Genomic DNA, 15754 nt, shown 5'->3' with positions numbered 1-15754 from the left:
CAAGCGGAAGAAGTCCTCGGTGGCGGGGCAGGCAAACATCGAAAAACTCCCAGAAAACGGCGCATCAGACCATCAAATCTGGGGGAAATTGTACTCGCAAACAGACAATAACACAAGAAAAATCATGATGTTATGAATATTTCAGGGGCGACTCGATAGGGTCGGCGGCTTTAAAAAATCAAACGGTTCGTCGCAATGGACAATCCGGGTTCAAGCGTTGGTCGGCCGGACGGCGGCATAGAGTGCTTCGATCACGGCGCGCATGTCCGCAGGCAAACGCGCCAAGGCGGCGGCAGCGATGTCCTGCGGGATGCCGAAGCGGGCCTCGGCCACGGGGCCGGCGATGGCGGCATGGGTGTCGGCATCACCGCCTAAGGAGACGGCATTGCGCAACGCATCCTCGGCGTCCCCTTTCACTGGATTTCGTCTGCGTCGATAATCTCGATCTGATCGGACGTCAGAGGCAAACTATAGCGGCTTGCCCCGCGCGCGCCCGTGCGGCGGATCTGGTAGCGAGCAACGGCATTTTCGCCAAGCGCGGCGGCGAACGCCTTGTTGATGCGGCTTTTCTGCGGCTCAAAATACTCGCCGAGCGCTTTGGGGTCGTTCAGTCGCCATTCGATGGCTTTGTACAGGCGCTCGTACTCTCCACCAGCCGGGTTGAGCACCGTTTGCGCCAAACGCATGAACTCCTCGGCCTCCTCACGCCGTCCCCATTGGACCTCCGGGTTATCCTCCATGACTCTTTTGACCAGCCACAGCAGCACGGCAAACTCCGTAGGACCAAGGTCGATGGGCTCGCCATCGGCCTGAGCCTTGCCTTGAGTGATGTTTAGCACCAGACGCGGCTCGGCCAGGCCACGCGCAGCCGCGCGTACCGTTTCACTGAAGCTGCTATTACCGTTGAGCAAACGCTGCGGCAAGCCTTCACGCAGACGAACGAACGGAATCTCCGCCAAGGTGACGCGAGCGTCCTGACAATTGGCCAGCGTATTGTTGCGCACCTGAATGACGCGCTCGTAGGGGGTTGGATAGAAAAAGTCCCAGCTTGACTCAAAAGGCTCCGATACCAGGACATGCGAGAGCCTATCTTGCGGCCGGCCATAGAGCGACAAGGCGTATCCGAGATAAAAACCCATGGTCTTGCGCCCGCCGGCGATCGAGACGTGCAACGCTGATTCGGCGTCAGCCGTGAAACGGCGCACCCAAGCGGTGATGTAATCGGCGGCCCATTCGTTATCTTCGGGTGTGCGGATATCATCGAGCGGGTTGCCGTGCACATCGTGCATCACATGGATACTTCCGCTATTGAAGGCGATGGTATTGCTCAAGCCGAAATCGCGCATGAAGCGATGAAACCAACCAGGCTCTTCGGAAAGCAAGGATAAACGCGCCCGCTCGCTGCCTTCCCGTGTCGTGATGAGGTGAATCTCGGTCGGTATAAAGGGCATCGCCTGCTGCGCAAGGGCATAGAGTGTCTCGGTTACCACCTGCGGCGAAAGCCCGGTGACGGCAAGCAAAATGCGGCGTGGATAGGCGTGGGGAGCAATCGATGGCATAGCGGTCATGGCTCGTCCTGATTCTTGCCCCCACAAGTTAGGCTTGGCACCCAGCGTCGTGCAGGGCTGGCAAGCTTGCGCCTTCGACGCGGTACTGCCCTAGCCCCATGGTGGCGCCGCTGCCGACATGCAGCCACTGCCCGAGCCATAGGTAGCGCCAAAACGGGCGCAGATCCTGGCCGCGAATCTCAATGTGGCCAATGACGCCGCCCAACTTCATCGCAACCTGCTGGCGGGAGGAATAGCGCAACTTGTCTTCCCAGTTAAGAGCGGTTACCGCCTCAATGGCGCGCGCCTGCGCCATGAGCCCTTTGAAGTCAGTCTCCAGCGGCGTGTCGGTATGAAAAAAAGAAAGCATCGAAATGCGACGCAGCAGGGTGCCGAAGAGGTCGGCAAAGCGAAACTCCCGCGGCCCCACGTGGCGGCCGTCGCGTTTGACCCGCAGCGGGGTCAGAAGCTCTATGCGGAGATCACCGGGCGCCTCTGGCGTGAGGGGAACAACCTGAGGTAGGGCCTGCAGCGCCTCCTGCGGTCGGTAGATACAACGCCAGTGCCCACTCCCCGGATAGGTTTCCTGCTCAACTGCCTCAAGCTGCAAGCGATTGCCTGCAACTCCCTTGGGCCCCTGCGCCGCTTGACTCAGGGCGTGGATGAATACAGCCAGCTGCCGGTTGGCCACCCCAATCAGCTTGAAGCCCAGCTGATAACTGCACCCCCCGGCAGTCCCGGGTTCGAGGATGAAAGGGTGCGGCGTCGTCTCATAGCGGCGCATTTTCTGCGCCGTCGGGGGCGGCGGCGTGTCGTAGAAGTAGGGATAGACGCAGCTTTGGTAGAGCGCGCAAGGCCGACATTGCGGCAGGCGCGTGACACAAGCGGTGCGCTTCAGGGCATGACCCAGCGCCCCACGCCAGGCCGAACCAGGAAACTCGCCCATGTGCACCGGGGCATCAGCAAAAAAACGGGCACGGTAACAACCGATTTTCAGCCCTGGCCACTGCCCTGGAGTGGATATTTCGTTGCTCATATGTGCTGTTGACAAGTCAGACACTTCTGCAAGAATCGGTGCCGGCCCCCGAATGGTTACATAAAAATCTGCACACAGGCCCACCCTTTTGCCGCTGCTTGCGTGGCAAGGGCGTGTTTCGTCTGACCTGATGGGATCGGACGGGTGACCGCATCAAAAACAGAGGCGCCGGTGCGACGTGGCCATACGCACGGCCTACGACGCGGGCGCGAGCGGGTGCGCGACATCGCCTTGCGGTATGGGCTGTCTAAACGGAAGATGGGGGCGATCTTGGGGGCCCGAGCAAGTAGCCCCGTGCACACTGACCGCTGTAGGGTCAGTTGACCTTGCGGAATATCCCGAAAAGTCTTTGATTGGTTTGGTAGGCCGTGCAGGACTCGAACCTGCGACCAAGGGATTATGAGTCCCCTGCTCTAACCGACTGAGCTAACGGCCCACAGTCGCCATTGTACGAAGGCCGCGGCAGCCACCGGCGCGTCGCAAGCACCCCCAGAGGCAACCGACCCACAAACCCGTCTTTCTGGCTTCGGCGCCAAGCAGTCCGCGACGGCAAGTGCCTGACGATGGCATTTTGCCCATGTGCTACTCGCGCAGACTCAATCGCCCCGCGTTTGGCTCAGCGCGTTGCCCACCAGCTTGGCGGTGATGTCGACGATCTGGATCATGCGGTCATAGGGCATGCGCTGTGGGCCGATGACGCCCAGCGTGCCCACCACTTGCCCGCCCACTTCGTAGGGGGCACTGACCACCGACAGCTCCTCATAGGGCACGACCTGGCTTTCGCCCCCGATGAAGATACTGACGCCTTCGGCCTGGGCCGAGATGTCGAGCAGGCGCATGACATGGGTTTTTTGCTCGAACAGATCGAACAGCTTGCGCAAATTGCCCATGTCACGCGCGAAGTCGTCCACCTCCAGCAAATTGCGCTCGCCGGCGATGATGACCTCGTCCTGCTGGGCTGCCTCGTGGCCAGCCTCCACCGCCTTGACCATCATTTCGGCGATTTCGCCGCGCAGCACATCGACCTCGTGACGCAGCCGCTCGCGCACCGCCTCAAGCGTCAGGCCGGCGTAATGCGCGTTGAGGTAGTTGGCTGCGGTTTGCAGCTGCTCCTGGGTGAATTCGCTGCTGGGGTGCAGGATGCGGTTTTGCACGTCGCCGTCGGGCGACACCAGGATGACCAGGACACGGCGCTCGGACAAGCGCAAAAACTCGATGTGGCGAAAGACCACCGGGCGGCGCGGCACGCGCACCACGCCCACGAAGTGCGACAGCTGCGACAACAGCTGCGCCGCCTGACTGATGACTTGGCGCGGCTGCTCGGCGGCCAGCGCCGGCGCGGGCAACGCCTCCAACGCCGACAGCTCGGCGCGGCGCACCGTCAGCATCGTATCGACGAAGTAGCGATAGCCCCGCGGCGTGGGCACCCGGCCGGCCGAGGTGTGCGGACTGGCCACCAAGCCCAGCTCCTCCAGGTCGCTCATGACGTTGCGGATGGTGGCCGGCGACAGGTCCAGCCCGGCGGCTTTAGACAGGGTGCGCGAGCCCACGGGCTGACCGTCGGCGATGTAGCGCTCGACCAACGCCTTCAACAGCAACCGCGATCGCTCGTCTAACATCGAGAACTCATCGTGTCCCATGGTGTAATTTGAGCATGAATCCGCCTGCCGTGCAGCCCCTGTCGCCCTCTGCGTCCGCGCCACGTGCGCGGCCATTCCAGCGGGTGGCGCTGGTGGGCAAGTACCACGCCGGCGGCAGCCGCGAGGCGCTGGCGCAAGTGGTGCATTTTTTGCACGAGCAGGGCTGCGACGTGACCCTGGAGCGCGACACGGCCTTGCATTTGGGCCCGCTGGGTGACGCGGTGCGGGATGTGGCCGGCATCGGCGCCCATTGTGAGCTGGCGCTGGTGGTGGGCGGCGACGGCACGATGCTCGGCATCGGTCGCCAACTCGCCCCCTACGGTGTGCCGCTGGTGGGCATCAACCAGGGGCGGCTCGGCTTCATCACCGACATCCCGTTCGAGCGCTTCGCCGCCGTCTTGCAGCCAATGTTGCGCGGCGCCTACGAGGAGGAGCAGCGGGCGCTGATGCAAGCCAGCGTCTGGCGTGACGGCGCGTGCATCTTTCAGACCATCGCGATGAACGACGTCGTGGTCAACCGGGGCGGCGCGCCCAGCATGGTGGAGCTGCGCGTGGAGGTGGATGGGCATTTCGTGGCCAATCAGCGCGCCGACGGACTCATCATCGCCTCGCCCACCGGCTCCACCGCGTATGCGCTGTCGGCCGGCGGGCCGCTGCTGCACCCAGCCATCGCCGGCTGGGTGATGGTGCCCATCGCCCCGCACACGTTATCCAACCGCCCGATCGTGCTGCCCAGCGACGGCGAGATCGCCATCGTGGTGGTGGCCGGGCGCGAGCCCAGCGCGCATTTCGATATGCAAACCTTCACCAGCCTGCTGCCGGGTGATCGCATCGTGGTGCGGCGCTCGGCGCATACCCTGCGGCTGCTGCACCCACAGGGCTGGAGCTACTTCGACACACTACGACGCAAGTTGCACTGGAACGAGGGAGTGGTGGCATGAGCTGGCGGCGCCTGACGGTGCGCGACTTCGTCATCGTTGATCGGCTGGAACTGGAGCCCGGGCCGGGTTTTACCGCCCTGACGGGCGAAACCGGTGCCGGCAAGTCGATCCTGATCGATGCGCTGCAATTGCTGCTGGGCGGCCGGGCCGAAGCCCAGGTGGTGCGCGAAGGCGCCGCGCGTGCCGAGGTGGCAGGCGAATTCGAGGTCCCCGCTTCCGCCCAAGCGTGGCTGCAGGACCAAGGGTTCGATGCCACCGAGGACGAGCCGCTCTTGCTGCGGCGCGTGGTCGATGCCCAGGGCCGCAGCCGCGCATGGATCAATGGCAGTCCGGCGACGGCGGCACAGCTGCGCGAGCTGGGTGCCTGGCTGGTGGACATTCATGGCCAGCACGCTTGGCAAAGCCTCACCCGTCCCGACGCGATGCGCGCCTTGCTCGACCGCTATGGACGCATCGACACCAGCGCCCTGCAGGCGGCCTGGACGGCGTGGCGCGCGGCGCAAGAGACACTGCGCGAAGCCGAAGCCGGCCAAGCCGCGCGCGAGCAGGAGTGCGAACGCCTGCAGTGGCAGATCGACGAGGTCGCACGGCTGGCCCCCGGCGACGACGAGTGGCCCGAACTCAACCGCCAGCACGCCCGGCTGGCCAACGCGCAGGCCCTCATCGACGCCGCCCAGGCGGCGCTGGACGCGCTCGACACCGGCGAGCCCAATGCCCGCGCGCTGCTGGCGCACGCCATCGGCCGCCTGCGCGAGCACCAGCACATCGAACCGCGCTACGGCGAATGGGTCACCGTGCTGCAACAGGCGCTGGATCAAGTGGGCGACGTGTGTCGGGACGTGGCCCATGCCGCACAGGGTACCGAGCTGCAGCCCGAGACCCTGGCTGCGCTGGATGAGCGCCTGGCACGCTGGCTGGCGCTGGCGCGGCGCTACCGCTGCGCGCCCGAGGAGCTACCCCAGCGCTGGCGCGCGTGGCAGCAACGGCTGCGCGACGTGCAACGCCAAGGCGACGTGGAATCGCTGCGGCAAGCGGCAACCCTGACCGAACAGGCGTTTTTGCAGGCGGCGCGGCAGGTGTCGCAACAGCGCGTACCAGCGGCACAACGGTTGCAGGCGGCCATCACCGACGCGATGCAGGGTCTGGGCATGAGTGGCGGCCGCTTCGTGGTGCAGCTGGAGCCGCTGGCACAGGCGCAGGCGTATGGCCTGGAACGGGTGGAGTTTTTGGTCGCCGGGCACGCCGGTGCCACGCCGCGGCCGGTGGCCAAGGTTGCCTCCGGCGGCGAGCTCTCGCGCCTGGCCTTGGCCATTGCCGTGGCCACCAGCGCGCTGGGCGAGGCGCCCACCCTGATCTTCGACGAGATCGACAGCGGCATCGGCGGCACCGTGGCGCACACGGTCGGCCGCCTGATGCGACGCCTGGGCACGCAGCGGCAGGTGCTGGCGGTGACGCACCTGCCGCAAGTGGCCGCCTGCGCGCACCACCACTGGCACGTCCGCAAACGCACCGTCGGCGGCGCCACGGTCAGTGACGTCACCCCACTGGACGGCGAGGCCCGCGTGCAGGAGCTGGCACGCATGCTGGGCGGCACCGGCACCGAAGCCTCGCTGGCCCACGCACGCGAGCTGCTGCAACCATGAGCGAGATCGCCCCCGCCTCTTTGCAGTTGGTGCTGATCACCGGCATGTCCGGCTCGGGCAAGTCGGTGGCGCTGCACGCGCTGGAAGACGCGGGCTACTACTGCGTGGACAACCTACCGCCGGAGCTGTTGGAGGCGTTCGTCGAGGTCGAACGCGCGCACCGGGTCGAGCACATGGCAGTGGCGATGGACGTGCGCAGTGCCTCGTCCCTGCCCGGCCTGCCGCAGCGCTTGGCAGCGCTGCGCGCGCGTGGCATCGATCTCACGGTGTTGTATCTGGACGCCACCGACGAGGTGCTGATTCGCCGCTACTCGGAAACCCGGCGCATGCACCCGCTGTCGGCGCGCGACGGCGGCGACACCCGCCGGGCGCTGGTGGAAGCGCTGGCCATGGAGCGCGATCTGCTGGCCCCGTTGCGCGAGGGCGCGCTGGTCATCGACACCAGCCAGCTCAAGGCCGCGCAGCTGCGCACCGAGGTCAAAACCCTGCTCGTGCGCCGCGGCGCACCGCTTGCCTTGGTGTTCGAATCCTTCGCCTTCAAGCGCGGCGTGCCGATGGACGCCGATTTCGTCTTCGACGTGCGCATGCTGCCCAACCCGCACTACGAGCCCGCGTTGCGAGCGCTGACCGGGTTGGATGCAGCGGTGGCGGCGTACCTGGACGCCGAGCCCGAGGTGGCGACGATGCTGTCGCACATCATCGGCTTTCTGCAGCATTGGCTGCCGGCCATGGTGCGCGACCACCGCAGCTACGTCACGGTGGCGGTGGGCTGCACGGGCGGGCAGCATCGCTCGGTCTATCTGGTGGAGCGCTTGGCGGCGCACTTCGCCCAACACTGGTCGGTGCAGCGGCGTCACCGCGAATTGGAGGGGCAGCTGTCGGACACGAGTTTTTGGAGCCAGCGCCGCACCGGCGCCGGCAGCCCCAGCGACAGCGCTTGTGCGGGCGACCACCACGCCCCCTGATCGGGCGCGCCCACCTCGGCCGGCAGCGCAGGCGGCGAGCCCCGGTCGTCTGGCCCGCGTCCCCACCCCCACCGACACCGCAGCGGATGCAGCGTGAGCTCGCGGTGCGTCAACGCGTGCCGAAAAGGCGTCTCGGCCCGGACTTCGACGCCCGCCTGCCGCCAGGCCGCCAGCGCGGGCGCCGCGGTCAACACCGGTGGCGCCCACAACCCGGCCCAGACCCCGCGCCCTGGGCGGCGCTGCAGCCACCAACGTCCGTCCGGCGCTTCGAACAGCGGCAGCCACCATGTCAGCGACTGGCGCGCGGTGGCCGGGCGCGGCCGCGGCCACGCCTCGGGCTGCCCCGCACCGTGCGCCGCACACCGATCGGCCAGCGGACAGGCACCGCAACGCGGCCGGCTGCGCGTGCACACGGTCGCCCCCAAGTCCATCAGGCCCTGGGTGTAGGCGGCCATGTCTTCGGCGCTGGCCGTCGGCGCAATCGCGTCCTGCGCGGCTTGCCACAAGCGACGCCGTCCGGCAGCCGTGGTGTCGTCCCACGCCCACAGGCGCGTCAGCACACGGCGTACGTTGCCGTCCAGGATCGAGCGCCGCTGGCCGAAACAAAACGCCGCGATGGCCGCCGCCGTCGAAGGCCCGATGCCGGGCAGCGCCGCCAGTGCGTCGGCGTCGGCGGGAAAGCGTCCGCCATACCGCTGCACCACCCAACGAGCGCACGCATGCAAATGGCGCGCACGGCTGTAGTAGCCCAGCCCGCTCCACAGCGCCAGCACCTCGTCCAGCTCGGCCGCGGCCAGTGCCTGCACATCGGGGAAGCGCTGCAAAAAGCGCTCGTAGTAGCCCCGCACCGTGCGCACCTGGGTCTGCTGCAACATGATCTCCGACAGCCACACCCGATACGGGTCGCGCGTGCGCTGCCAGGGCAAATCGTGGCGGCCGCAGCGGCGCTGCCACGCCACCACGCGGGCGAACAGGTCGCTGGCGGCGCCGCCCGCCGTGACATGGTCGAGGGCCAACCGACCCACCTGGCCGTCGCCGTGCTCGCCCGCGACCGTGGTAACAGGTTCGTTGGTGCCCATCACCAATCGAACGTCGTCACGCTTCAGCGCGGCTGGCAACGGGGGCAATAGAAGGTCGAGCGCTGCCCCAGTCGGATGGCGCGGATCGGCGTGCCGCACACCCGACACGGCTCGCCGGCGCGACCGTACACCCACAATTCGAGCTGGAAGTGCCCGTCCTGCCCGTTGACACGGAAGTCGCGCAACGTGCTGCCGCCGACATCGAGCGCCCGCTGCAACACCTCGCGAATGGCGGCGTGCAGGCGCGCCACACGGGTGCGGCCCAGGCGCGAGGCCGGTGTGGTGGGCCGAATGCCGGCGCGAAACAGGGCTTCGCTGGCGTAAATATTGCCCACGCCCACCACCACGTCGCCCGCCAGCAAGACCGATTTGATCGGCGCGCGCCGCCCACGCAGCGCGGCATGAAACGACACCGGTTCGAACGCCGGCTCCAACGGCTCCACGCCCAGAGCGCCCAGCAGCTTGCGCGCCCGCGCATCCTCTGCGCCGTCCACGTACAACACGGCCCCGAAGCGGCGTGGATCGTGCAGGCGCAGTGTGCCGCGGTCGGTGCACAAGTCGAAGTGGTCGTGCCGGCCCGGTGGCGGCGCATCGTCCCACCATGCTAGGCTGCCCGACATACCCAGATGCAGCAACAGCCCGCCGTGGTCGAGCTCGATGAGCAAATATTTGCCGCGCCGCCCCACCTGCTGCACCCGCCGCCCCACCAGGGCCGTCGGCTCGATGCCCAGGGGCCAACGCAGGGGCGCCCCCAGGCGTACCCCGGTGATGCGGGCGCCCAGCATTGGCGCCACGATGCGGCGGCGCGTGACCTCGACCTCTGGCAACTCTGGCATGGGCGCTTCTCTGTGCAGAATGCAGCGTGGCGATGGGTCGATTATCATCGACGACCACCCGACCGATGGACCCCTGCCATGCCGCGCCTGCGCTCCCTCGTGCTTCCCGTGTGCCTGAGTCTGGCGCTGGCGCCCGTCGCGGCTCAGGAGCCCCCCCGCACGGCTGCGGATGGCGGCGCAGCCGATGCAGTCACCGTCGCCCGCTCGGCACTGGACGCCGAGTTGTTCTACCAACTGCTGCTGGCCGAGCTGCAGCGGCGTGACGACCCGGGCAGCGCCTATTCCCTGGTGTTGGACGCGGCGCGCCGCACGCAGGAGGCAGCCCTGTTTCGGCGCGCGGTCGAGATTGCCGTGCAGGCGCGCGCGGGCAACGCCGCGCTGGAGGCGGCGCAGGCCTGGGCGCGTGCGCTGCCCGGCGACGACGACGCGTGGCGCACCCAGCTGCAATTGTTGTTGGGTCTGCAGCGCACCGACGACATCGGCCCAGTGCTGCGTGACTGGATTCGCGCCACCGACGCCGAGCGGCGCCCCACCATCATCGGGGTGGTGCCCTTGATACTTGGCCGCGTGGACGAGCCCGAGCGGGCGCTCGCGGCCGCGCGCACGGCGCTGGAGCCATGGCTGCGCGGCAACACGGCGGTGGCTGCCGCCGCCTGGGCGGCGCTGGGGCGGGTACAAGCGCAAAAAGGGCGCACGAGCGAGGCGCTGCAATCGGCGCGGCGTGCGCTGCAGGCCGATGCCCGCTCCACGGCAGCCGCGGCACTGGCGCTGGGGCTGCTGGAAGCGTACCCGCAAGAAGCCGAAGCCTTGCTGCAGCGCCACCTGAGCGCGGCGGGGGCGCAGACCGAGGTGGCCGTGCGTATCGCTTACGCCAATGCATTGGCCGAACGCGGGCGCCTGGACGAGGGTCTGGCGCTGTTGCGCGAGCCGACGCCACGCACGGCCGACGACCGGGCGCGGCTGCGTCAAGCCGAAGCGCGCCTGCTGCGCGACCACGACCAAGCGCTTGCCGCCTACGAGGTGCTGGCGGCCGCGGTGGCGGCCGACCCTGAGCAAACCGACCTGCAATACGATCTGGCGATGCTGGCCGAGCGGCTCGACCGCCTCGACGAGATGGAGCGGCTGCTGCGCGACCTCATCGCCCGCCGCCCGGACGACCCCCACCCCTACAACGCGCTCGGCTATGCACTGGCCGACCGCGGCGTGCGCTTGAACGAAGCCAAGGCGCTGATCGAAGAAGCGCTGCGCCGCGCCCCCGACGACGCCTACATCATCGACAGCCTGGGTTGGGTCGAATTTCGGCTCGGGAACTTGACCGAAGCGCGCCGCCTGCTCACCGATGCCATGCGGCGCCGCCCCGATGCCGAAATCGCCGCCCACCTCGGCGAAGTCTTGTGGGTGCTGGGCGAGCGCGACGAGGCCCGCGCCATCTGGCGCCAAGGCTTGGAGCTGGATGCGCGCCACCGCACACTGCGCGCCACCCTGCAACGCCTCGGCGTCGAGCTCTGACCATGCTCGGTTGCCGCTTGCGTCGTGCATTCCTCGCGGTGGCCGCTGGGCTGCTGGCAGCCTGCGCCACACCCCCGCCCCCCACACCAGCGGCGACATGGAGCGGGCGCCTGGTGCTGAGCTTGGCCAGCGACCCGCCGCAGCGCTTCAGCGCCGTCTTCGAACTGGAAGGCACCGCGCAGGCAGGGGTGCTGCGCTTGTTTGGGCCGCTGGGCGCGCAAGCCGCCGAAGTCCGCTGGAGTCCAACGGGCGCCTGGCTCGACCGCGGCGACGGCCAGCCCGCGCCCTACCCCGACCTGGCCGCGCTGACCGCCGATCTGATCGGCGCCGCGGTGCCCGTGACTGCCGTGCTCGACTGGCTAGCCGGTCGTCCCCATCCCCTGCCGGGGTGGGAGGTGGACTTGAGCGAACAGCCGCAGGGGCGGCTGCGGGCCCGACGCCTGACCCCTGCCCCCGAGGCTGATCTGCGCCTGCTCTGGCACTGACCCATGCTGCGCCTGCTCGATATCCCCGCGCCCGCCAAGCTCAACCTCTTCCTGCACGTCACGGGCCGTCGCGCCGACGGCTACCACGAGCTGCAGTCGGTCTTCTGTTTGATCGATTGGGCCGACACGCTGCACGTCGAACGACGCAGTGACGGGCGGCTGTCGCGCCAAGATCTCGGCATCGAGGCCGACACACCGGCGTTACCCACCGATGACCTGTGTCTGCGCGCCGCACGCGCGCTGCAAGCCGCCAGCGGCTGCCCGGATGGCGCGCACATCGTGCTGGAAAAACGCATCCCGCAACAGGCCGGCTTGGGCGGCGGCTCCAGCGACGCCGCCAGCACCCTGTTGGCGCTCAACCGCTTGTGGGGCCTGCATTGGCCAACCGAACGCTTGTTGCGCTTGGCGCTCACGCTCGGTGCGGACGTGCCGTTTTTCGTCGGCGGCCGCACCGCCTGGGTGGAAGGCATTGGCGAGCGGCTGCAGCCCATCGATTTGCCGGCCCAGCGCTGGGTGGTGGTCAAACCGGCGACGGGAGTACCCACGGCGGCGATTTTTTCCGCCCCGACCCTCAAACGCGACACGCCCGCTGCTACAATGGCCGACGTTGTCGCTGACTCAGACGCCTGCGCGGCCATCGCCCGGGGGACCTGGGGCAGCAACGATTTGCAGTCCGTCGCCACCCGGCTGTGTGCCGAAGTCGATGACGCGTTGCAACGCCTGCGCGGCCTCGGTTTGCAGCCGCGCATGACGGGTTCCGGCAGCGCGGTCTTCGCGGCGTTGCGCTCGGCCGACGACGAAGCGGCACTGCGTGCCGCAACGTGGCCGGCCAATTGGCAGGTGCGTGTGTGCAATGGACTGCAAGAACATCCGCTGCTCGTGTGGCAAAAAGGATGCTATAATTTGAGTCTTGCTGCTGAACACGAGTAGCAACACTGCATGAGGTCGATCGCGTCAGCGGTTGTCCTGTGTAGGGGAGTCGCCAAGTTGGTTAAGGCATCGGATTTTGATTCCGACATGCGAGGGTTCGAATCCTTCCTCCCCTGCCAAAACACCCATCCCCGTGCCGGTAAAGTCCATGGAACGCTCGACGCCAGCGCATACCCCTGATTTCATGCTGTTTACCGGCAACGCCAACCCAGTGCTGGCGGCCGACATCGCCCGCTACCTGGGCACCACGCTCGGCGCCGCTCACGTCGGTCGCTTCTCTGACGGCGAAGTCACGGTCGAGATCGGGCAAAACGTACGCGCGCGCGACGTGTTCGTCATCCAGCCCACCTGCGCGCCCACCAACGAGAACCTGATGGAGCTCGTCATCATGGTCGATGCGCTCAAACGCGCCTCGGCCGCGCGCATCTCGGCCGTCATCCCCTACTTCGGCTATGCGCGACAAGACCGCCGTCCACGCTCCAGCCGGGTGCCCATCAGCGCCAAGGTGGTGGCCAACATGCTGCAGGTGGTGGGCGTGGAGCGCGTGCTGACCATGGACCTGCACGCCGACCAGATCCAGGGCTTTTTCGACATTCCGGTCGACAATATCTACGCCTCGCCCGTGCTGCTAGGCGACTTGCGCCGCAAGCAATACCCGAACCTGCTGGTGGTGTCGCCCGACGTCGGCGGCGTGGTGCGCGCGCGCGCGCTGGCCAAGCAACTCGACTGCGACATGGCCATCATCGACAAGCGCCGCCCCAAGCCCAACGTCTCGGAGGTGATGCACGTCATCGGCGACATCGAAGGCCGCCACTGCGTCATCATGGACGATATGGTGGACACCGCCGGGACGCTGGTCAAAGCCGCCGAAGTGCTCAAAGCGCGCGGAGCCGAGAAGGTCTTCGCCTACGTCACCCACCCCATCTTGTCCGGCCCAGCGGTGGAGCGTGTGGCCAAGGGCGATGCGTTGGATGAGCTCGTCGTCACCAACACCATCCCGTTGAGTGAGGCGGCGCGTGCCTGCCCCAAGATCCGCCAGCTCGACGTGGCGCCGTTGTTTGCCGAGACGATCGCGCGCATCGCCACGGGCGAGTCGGTGATGAACCTGTTTGCAGAAATGGAAAACGCCGCCTGAGGCCGACTTCGGCCGCAGGCGGCGTGTCCTGCCGAAGTCCGCGCGCCCCCCGGTGGGCCACGGAGTTCGACCGTGCCGCATCCCCGGTGGACGCCGGCGATGCGGTTTTTTCGAAGACCCGGGGCGTGTTGGTCGCGACCGCCCCAACTTTGGAGTGATTGCAATGAAATTCGTCGCTTTCGAGCGCCAGACGCAGGGCACGGGTGCGAGCCGCCGCCTGCGCAAGAGTGGCCGCACCCCCGGTGTGGTCTATGGCGGCAATGCCGCGCCGCAGAATATCGAGCTCGACCACAACGCGCTGTGGCAGGCCGTGCAGAAAGAGGCCTTCCACACCTCGATCCTGGAGATGGAGCTCAACGGTCAAGTGACCAAGGTGGTGCTGCGCGACGTGCAATACCACCCGTTCAAGCCGCAAGTGCTGCACGTGGATTTCCAGCGCGTCGATGACAGCACCCGTCTGCGCAAGAAGGTGCCGCTGCACTTCGTCAATGCCGAGCAGTCGCCGGCGGTCAAAGCCGACAAGTGCCTCATCAACCACGTGGTCACCGAACTGGAAATCGAGTGCCTGGCCACCCAGCTGCCGGACTTCATCGAAGTCGATCTGGGCCAGCTGCACAAGGGCCAGAGTCTGCATGTCAGCGATCTGAAGCTGGCGCCGGGGGTCAAGGTCGTCACGCACGGCAAGCCCAACCCCACCATCGCCACGGTGGTGGAACCGATGGAAGAAGTGGTGGCTGCCCCCACCGCGGCGCCGGCCGACGACAAAAAAGGCAAAAAGGGCAAGAAGTAAGCCAGCCGGCTGCGACGCGGCCCTGCGTGCGCCGCTTCGGCGGCTTGCCGTCCGATACGGCGCATGCACGGCTGGCGGCCGCGCCCCCGTTGGCAGTCACGCCACCGCGCGTGACGTGCACCCGGTCGATGTTGCCGGGCGATGGCCCGCTGCGCGCGGGCCTTCGCTTTTTTGCGGTGCACACCAAGGCAGCGCACACGGACGGTGCATCCGGCACAATGTCACCCTGCCATGCTGAAACTTCTGGTGGGCCTGGGCAACCCCGGGCCGGAATACGAGGACACCCGGCACAACGCCGGATGGTGGTGGATCGACCGCATTGCCGCCGATCTGGGCGTGACCCTGCGGCCAGAGCGGGCCTACTTTGGGCTCGTCGGGCGCACCAGCGTCAACGGGCAACCGCTGTGGCTGCTCAAGCCCACCACCTACATGAACCGCTCGGGACAGTCGGTGGCGGCTTTGGCGCGTTTTTTCAAAATCGCGCCCCACGAGCTGCTGGTGGCGCACGACGAGCTCGATTTGCCGCCGGGCGATGCGCGGCTCAAACGCGGCGGCGGCCACGCCGGGCACAATGGCCTGCGCGACATCCACGCCCAGCTCGGCAGCGCCGACTACTGGCGACTGCGCCTGGGCATCGGCCACCCCGGCGTCAAACACGAAGTGGTGCATTGGGTGCTGCGCACCCCACCAGCCGCTGAACGCGCCGCCATCGACGAAGCCATCGACCGCAGCGCGCGCGCCCTGCCGCTGCTGCTGGCCGGTGAGGTCGCCCGCGCCACTGCCGCCATCCACACCACAGAGCCGCCGCGCCCCAAACCGCCGCGCCCGGCAGCGCCTGCCACTGCGGCGCCGAACGCCCCCAAGCCCTCGTCTGCCTCGGGGCAGCCGGCTCCCTAGTCCGCCCCGGCGCGGCTGGGCAACCCTGCCTTGCCCGCTTGCAGGCGGCGGTATTTCTGCCAAAGGGTCTCGCGGCTTTCCACATGATCGGGGTTGATCGGAATGCAGCTCACCGGACAGACCTGCACGCACTGCGGCTCATCGAAATGCCCGACACATTCGGTGCAACGGCTCGGATCGATGACGTAGTGTTCCTCACCCATCGAGATCGCCTGGTTCGGGCACTCGGGCTCGCAGACGTCGCAGTTGATACATTCATCCGTGATCATCAAGGCCATGATCGGCTCCCGTGATCGGCGTCCAACAGACGCCGATCTTCGA

The 15754-nt window shown here is 67.3% G+C and carries 15 protein-coding genes, 2 tRNA genes and 1 pseudogene; 10 read left to right on the top strand and 8 right to left on the bottom strand.

Translation table 11 applies throughout. The annotated features are described in order from the left end of the window. Positions 1–210 precede the first annotated feature (210 nt). The 5 genes from Tchar_RS06510 to hrcA form a co-directional block, all read right to left on the bottom strand. A complete protein-coding gene (locus Tchar_RS06510) occupies positions 211–417 on the bottom strand; it encodes an ADP-ribosylglycohydrolase family protein (protein ID WP_144328248.1) in 207 nt (68 codons plus the stop codon). Then, positions 414–1568: a CRISPR-associated ring nuclease Csm6 gene (csm6, locus tag Tchar_RS06505; protein WP_201739316.1), complete on the bottom strand. Its 1155-nt coding sequence runs from the start codon at positions 1566–1568 to the stop codon at positions 414–416. Before csm6 ends, Tchar_RS06510 begins: the two co-directional genes overlap by 4 nt. Before the next feature lie 28 nt (positions 1569–1596). After that, positions 1597–2667 (bottom strand): CRISPR system precrRNA processing endoribonuclease RAMP protein Cas6, encoded by a 1071-nt coding sequence (gene cas6 / locus Tchar_RS06500; protein WP_144328247.1) that lies wholly within the window; start codon positions 2665–2667, stop codon positions 1597–1599. A gap of 275 nt (positions 2668–2942) precedes the next feature. Then, positions 2943–3019: transfer RNA gene (locus tag Tchar_RS06495), tRNA-Ile, on the bottom strand. A gap of 160 nt (positions 3020–3179) precedes the next feature. After that, positions 3180–4202, bottom strand: a complete 1023-nt coding sequence (gene hrcA, locus Tchar_RS06490; protein ID WP_144328246.1) for a heat-inducible transcriptional repressor HrcA — start codon at positions 4200–4202, stop codon at positions 3180–3182. A 35-nt stretch (positions 4203–4237) separates the two neighbouring features. On the opposite strand from hrcA, the gene Tchar_RS06485 reads away from it, so the two are divergent. The 3 genes and pseudogenes from Tchar_RS06485 to rapZ form a co-directional block, all read left to right on the top strand. Further along, complete coding sequence (locus tag Tchar_RS06485) at positions 4238–5164, top strand: NAD kinase (protein ID WP_144328245.1); 927 nt, start codon at positions 4238–4240, stop codon at positions 5162–5164. Further along, complete coding sequence (gene recN / locus Tchar_RS06480; RefSeq protein ID WP_144328244.1) at positions 5161–6807, top strand: DNA repair protein RecN; 1647 nt, start codon at positions 5161–5163, stop codon at positions 6805–6807. Before Tchar_RS06485 ends, recN begins: the two co-directional genes overlap by 4 nt. After that, positions 6804–7679, top strand: a pseudogene (gene rapZ, locus Tchar_RS06475) (RNase adapter RapZ); the annotation flags it as partial. The gene recN and the pseudogene rapZ, both read left to right, overlap by 4 nt. Here the strand turns inward: rapZ and mutY are convergent. Further along, positions 7661–8851 carry an A/G-specific adenine glycosylase gene (gene mutY, locus Tchar_RS06470; protein ID WP_144328242.1) on the bottom strand — a complete coding sequence of 397 codons (1191 nt, stop codon included), beginning with the start codon at positions 8849–8851 and terminating at the stop codon, positions 7661–7663. The pseudogene rapZ and the gene mutY sit on opposite strands and share 19 nt — an antisense overlap. Positions 8852–8874: 23 nt before the next feature. Further along, positions 8875–9687: a bifunctional DNA-formamidopyrimidine glycosylase/DNA-(apurinic or apyrimidinic site) lyase gene (gene mutM, locus Tchar_RS06465; protein ID WP_144328241.1), complete on the bottom strand. Its 813-nt coding sequence runs from the start codon at positions 9685–9687 to the stop codon at positions 8875–8877. A gap of 78 nt (positions 9688–9765) precedes the next feature. Between mutM and Tchar_RS06460 the strand changes: the two genes are divergently transcribed. The 7 genes from Tchar_RS06460 (at position 9766) to pth (ending at position 15433) form a co-directional block, all read left to right on the top strand. Continuing rightward, the gene (locus Tchar_RS06460; RefSeq protein ID WP_144328240.1) at positions 9766–11196 is read left to right on the top strand and encodes a tetratricopeptide repeat protein; all 1431 of its coding nucleotides are present in this window, start codon (positions 9766–9768) and stop codon (positions 11194–11196) included. A 2-nt stretch (positions 11197–11198) separates the two neighbouring features. Beyond that, positions 11199–11681, top strand: coding sequence for a lipoprotein insertase outer membrane protein LolB (locus Tchar_RS06455; RefSeq protein ID WP_144328239.1), 483 nt, complete (start codon positions 11199–11201; stop codon positions 11679–11681). Positions 11682–11684: 3 nt separating this feature from the next. Continuing rightward, entirely contained in the window at positions 11685–12611 is a 927-nt protein-coding gene (gene ispE, locus Tchar_RS06450; protein WP_144328238.1) for a 4-(cytidine 5'-diphospho)-2-C-methyl-D-erythritol kinase, read from the top strand. 42 nt (positions 12612–12653) lie between these two features. Next, positions 12654–12730 (top strand) — tRNA-Gln (locus tag Tchar_RS06445). 29 nt (positions 12731–12759) lie between these two features. Then, positions 12760–13746 (top strand): ribose-phosphate pyrophosphokinase, encoded by a 987-nt coding sequence (locus tag Tchar_RS06440; protein WP_144328237.1) that lies wholly within the window; start codon positions 12760–12762, stop codon positions 13744–13746. A gap of 163 nt (positions 13747–13909) precedes the next feature. Then, a complete protein-coding gene (locus tag Tchar_RS06435; protein ID WP_144328236.1) occupies positions 13910–14536 on the top strand; it encodes a 50S ribosomal protein L25/general stress protein Ctc in 627 nt (208 codons plus the stop codon). Positions 14537–14767: 231 nt separating this feature from the next. Next, a complete protein-coding gene (gene pth, locus Tchar_RS06430) occupies positions 14768–15433 on the top strand; it encodes an aminoacyl-tRNA hydrolase (RefSeq protein ID WP_144328235.1) in 666 nt (221 codons plus the stop codon). On the opposite strand, the gene Tchar_RS06425 is transcribed toward pth, so the two are convergent. Further along, a complete protein-coding gene (locus tag Tchar_RS06425; protein WP_144328234.1) occupies positions 15430–15711 on the bottom strand; it encodes a YfhL family 4Fe-4S dicluster ferredoxin in 282 nt (93 codons plus the stop codon). The genes pth and Tchar_RS06425 overlap by 4 nt on opposite strands. Positions 15712–15754 lie beyond the last annotated feature (43 nt).

The sequence above is a fragment of the Tepidimonas charontis genome, assembly GCF_007556685.1.
Lineage (GTDB): Bacteria > Pseudomonadota > Gammaproteobacteria > Burkholderiales > Burkholderiaceae_C > Tepidimonas > Tepidimonas charontis.
This window is presented reverse-complemented; position numbering and strand designations above follow the sequence as displayed.

Excerpts from the sequence above, each read along its gene's own strand:
- csm6 (WP_201739316.1), bottom strand. The coding sequence starts at position 1,568 with ATGACCGCTATGCCATCGATTGCTCCCCACGCCTATCCACGCCGCATT.
- hrcA (WP_144328246.1), bottom strand. The coding sequence starts at position 4,202 with ATGTTAGACGAGCGATCGCGGTTGCTGTTGAAGGCGTTGGTCGAGCGC.
- Tchar_RS06485 (WP_144328245.1), top strand. The coding sequence starts at position 4,238 with ATGAATCCGCCTGCCGTGCAGCCCCTGTCGCCCTCTGCGTCCGCGCCA.
- recN (WP_144328244.1), top strand. The coding sequence starts at position 5,161 with ATGAGCTGGCGGCGCCTGACGGTGCGCGACTTCGTCATCGTTGATCGG.
- mutY (WP_144328242.1), bottom strand. The coding sequence starts at position 8,851 with ATGGGCACCAACGAACCTGTTACCACGGTCGCGGGCGAGCACGGCGAC.
- mutM (WP_144328241.1), bottom strand. The coding sequence starts at position 9,687 with ATGCCAGAGTTGCCAGAGGTCGAGGTCACGCGCCGCCGCATCGTGGCG.
- Tchar_RS06460 (WP_144328240.1), top strand. The coding sequence starts at position 9,766 with ATGCCGCGCCTGCGCTCCCTCGTGCTTCCCGTGTGCCTGAGTCTGGCG.
- Tchar_RS06455 (WP_144328239.1), top strand. The coding sequence starts at position 11,199 with ATGCTCGGTTGCCGCTTGCGTCGTGCATTCCTCGCGGTGGCCGCTGGG.
- ispE (WP_144328238.1), top strand. The coding sequence starts at position 11,685 with ATGCTGCGCCTGCTCGATATCCCCGCGCCCGCCAAGCTCAACCTCTTC.
- Tchar_RS06440 (WP_144328237.1), top strand. The coding sequence starts at position 12,760 with ATGGAACGCTCGACGCCAGCGCATACCCCTGATTTCATGCTGTTTACC.
- Tchar_RS06435 (WP_144328236.1), top strand. The coding sequence starts at position 13,910 with ATGAAATTCGTCGCTTTCGAGCGCCAGACGCAGGGCACGGGTGCGAGC.
- pth (WP_144328235.1), top strand. The coding sequence starts at position 14,768 with ATGCTGAAACTTCTGGTGGGCCTGGGCAACCCCGGGCCGGAATACGAG.
- Tchar_RS06425 (WP_144328234.1), bottom strand. The coding sequence starts at position 15,711 with ATGGCCTTGATGATCACGGATGAATGTATCAACTGCGACGTCTGCGAG.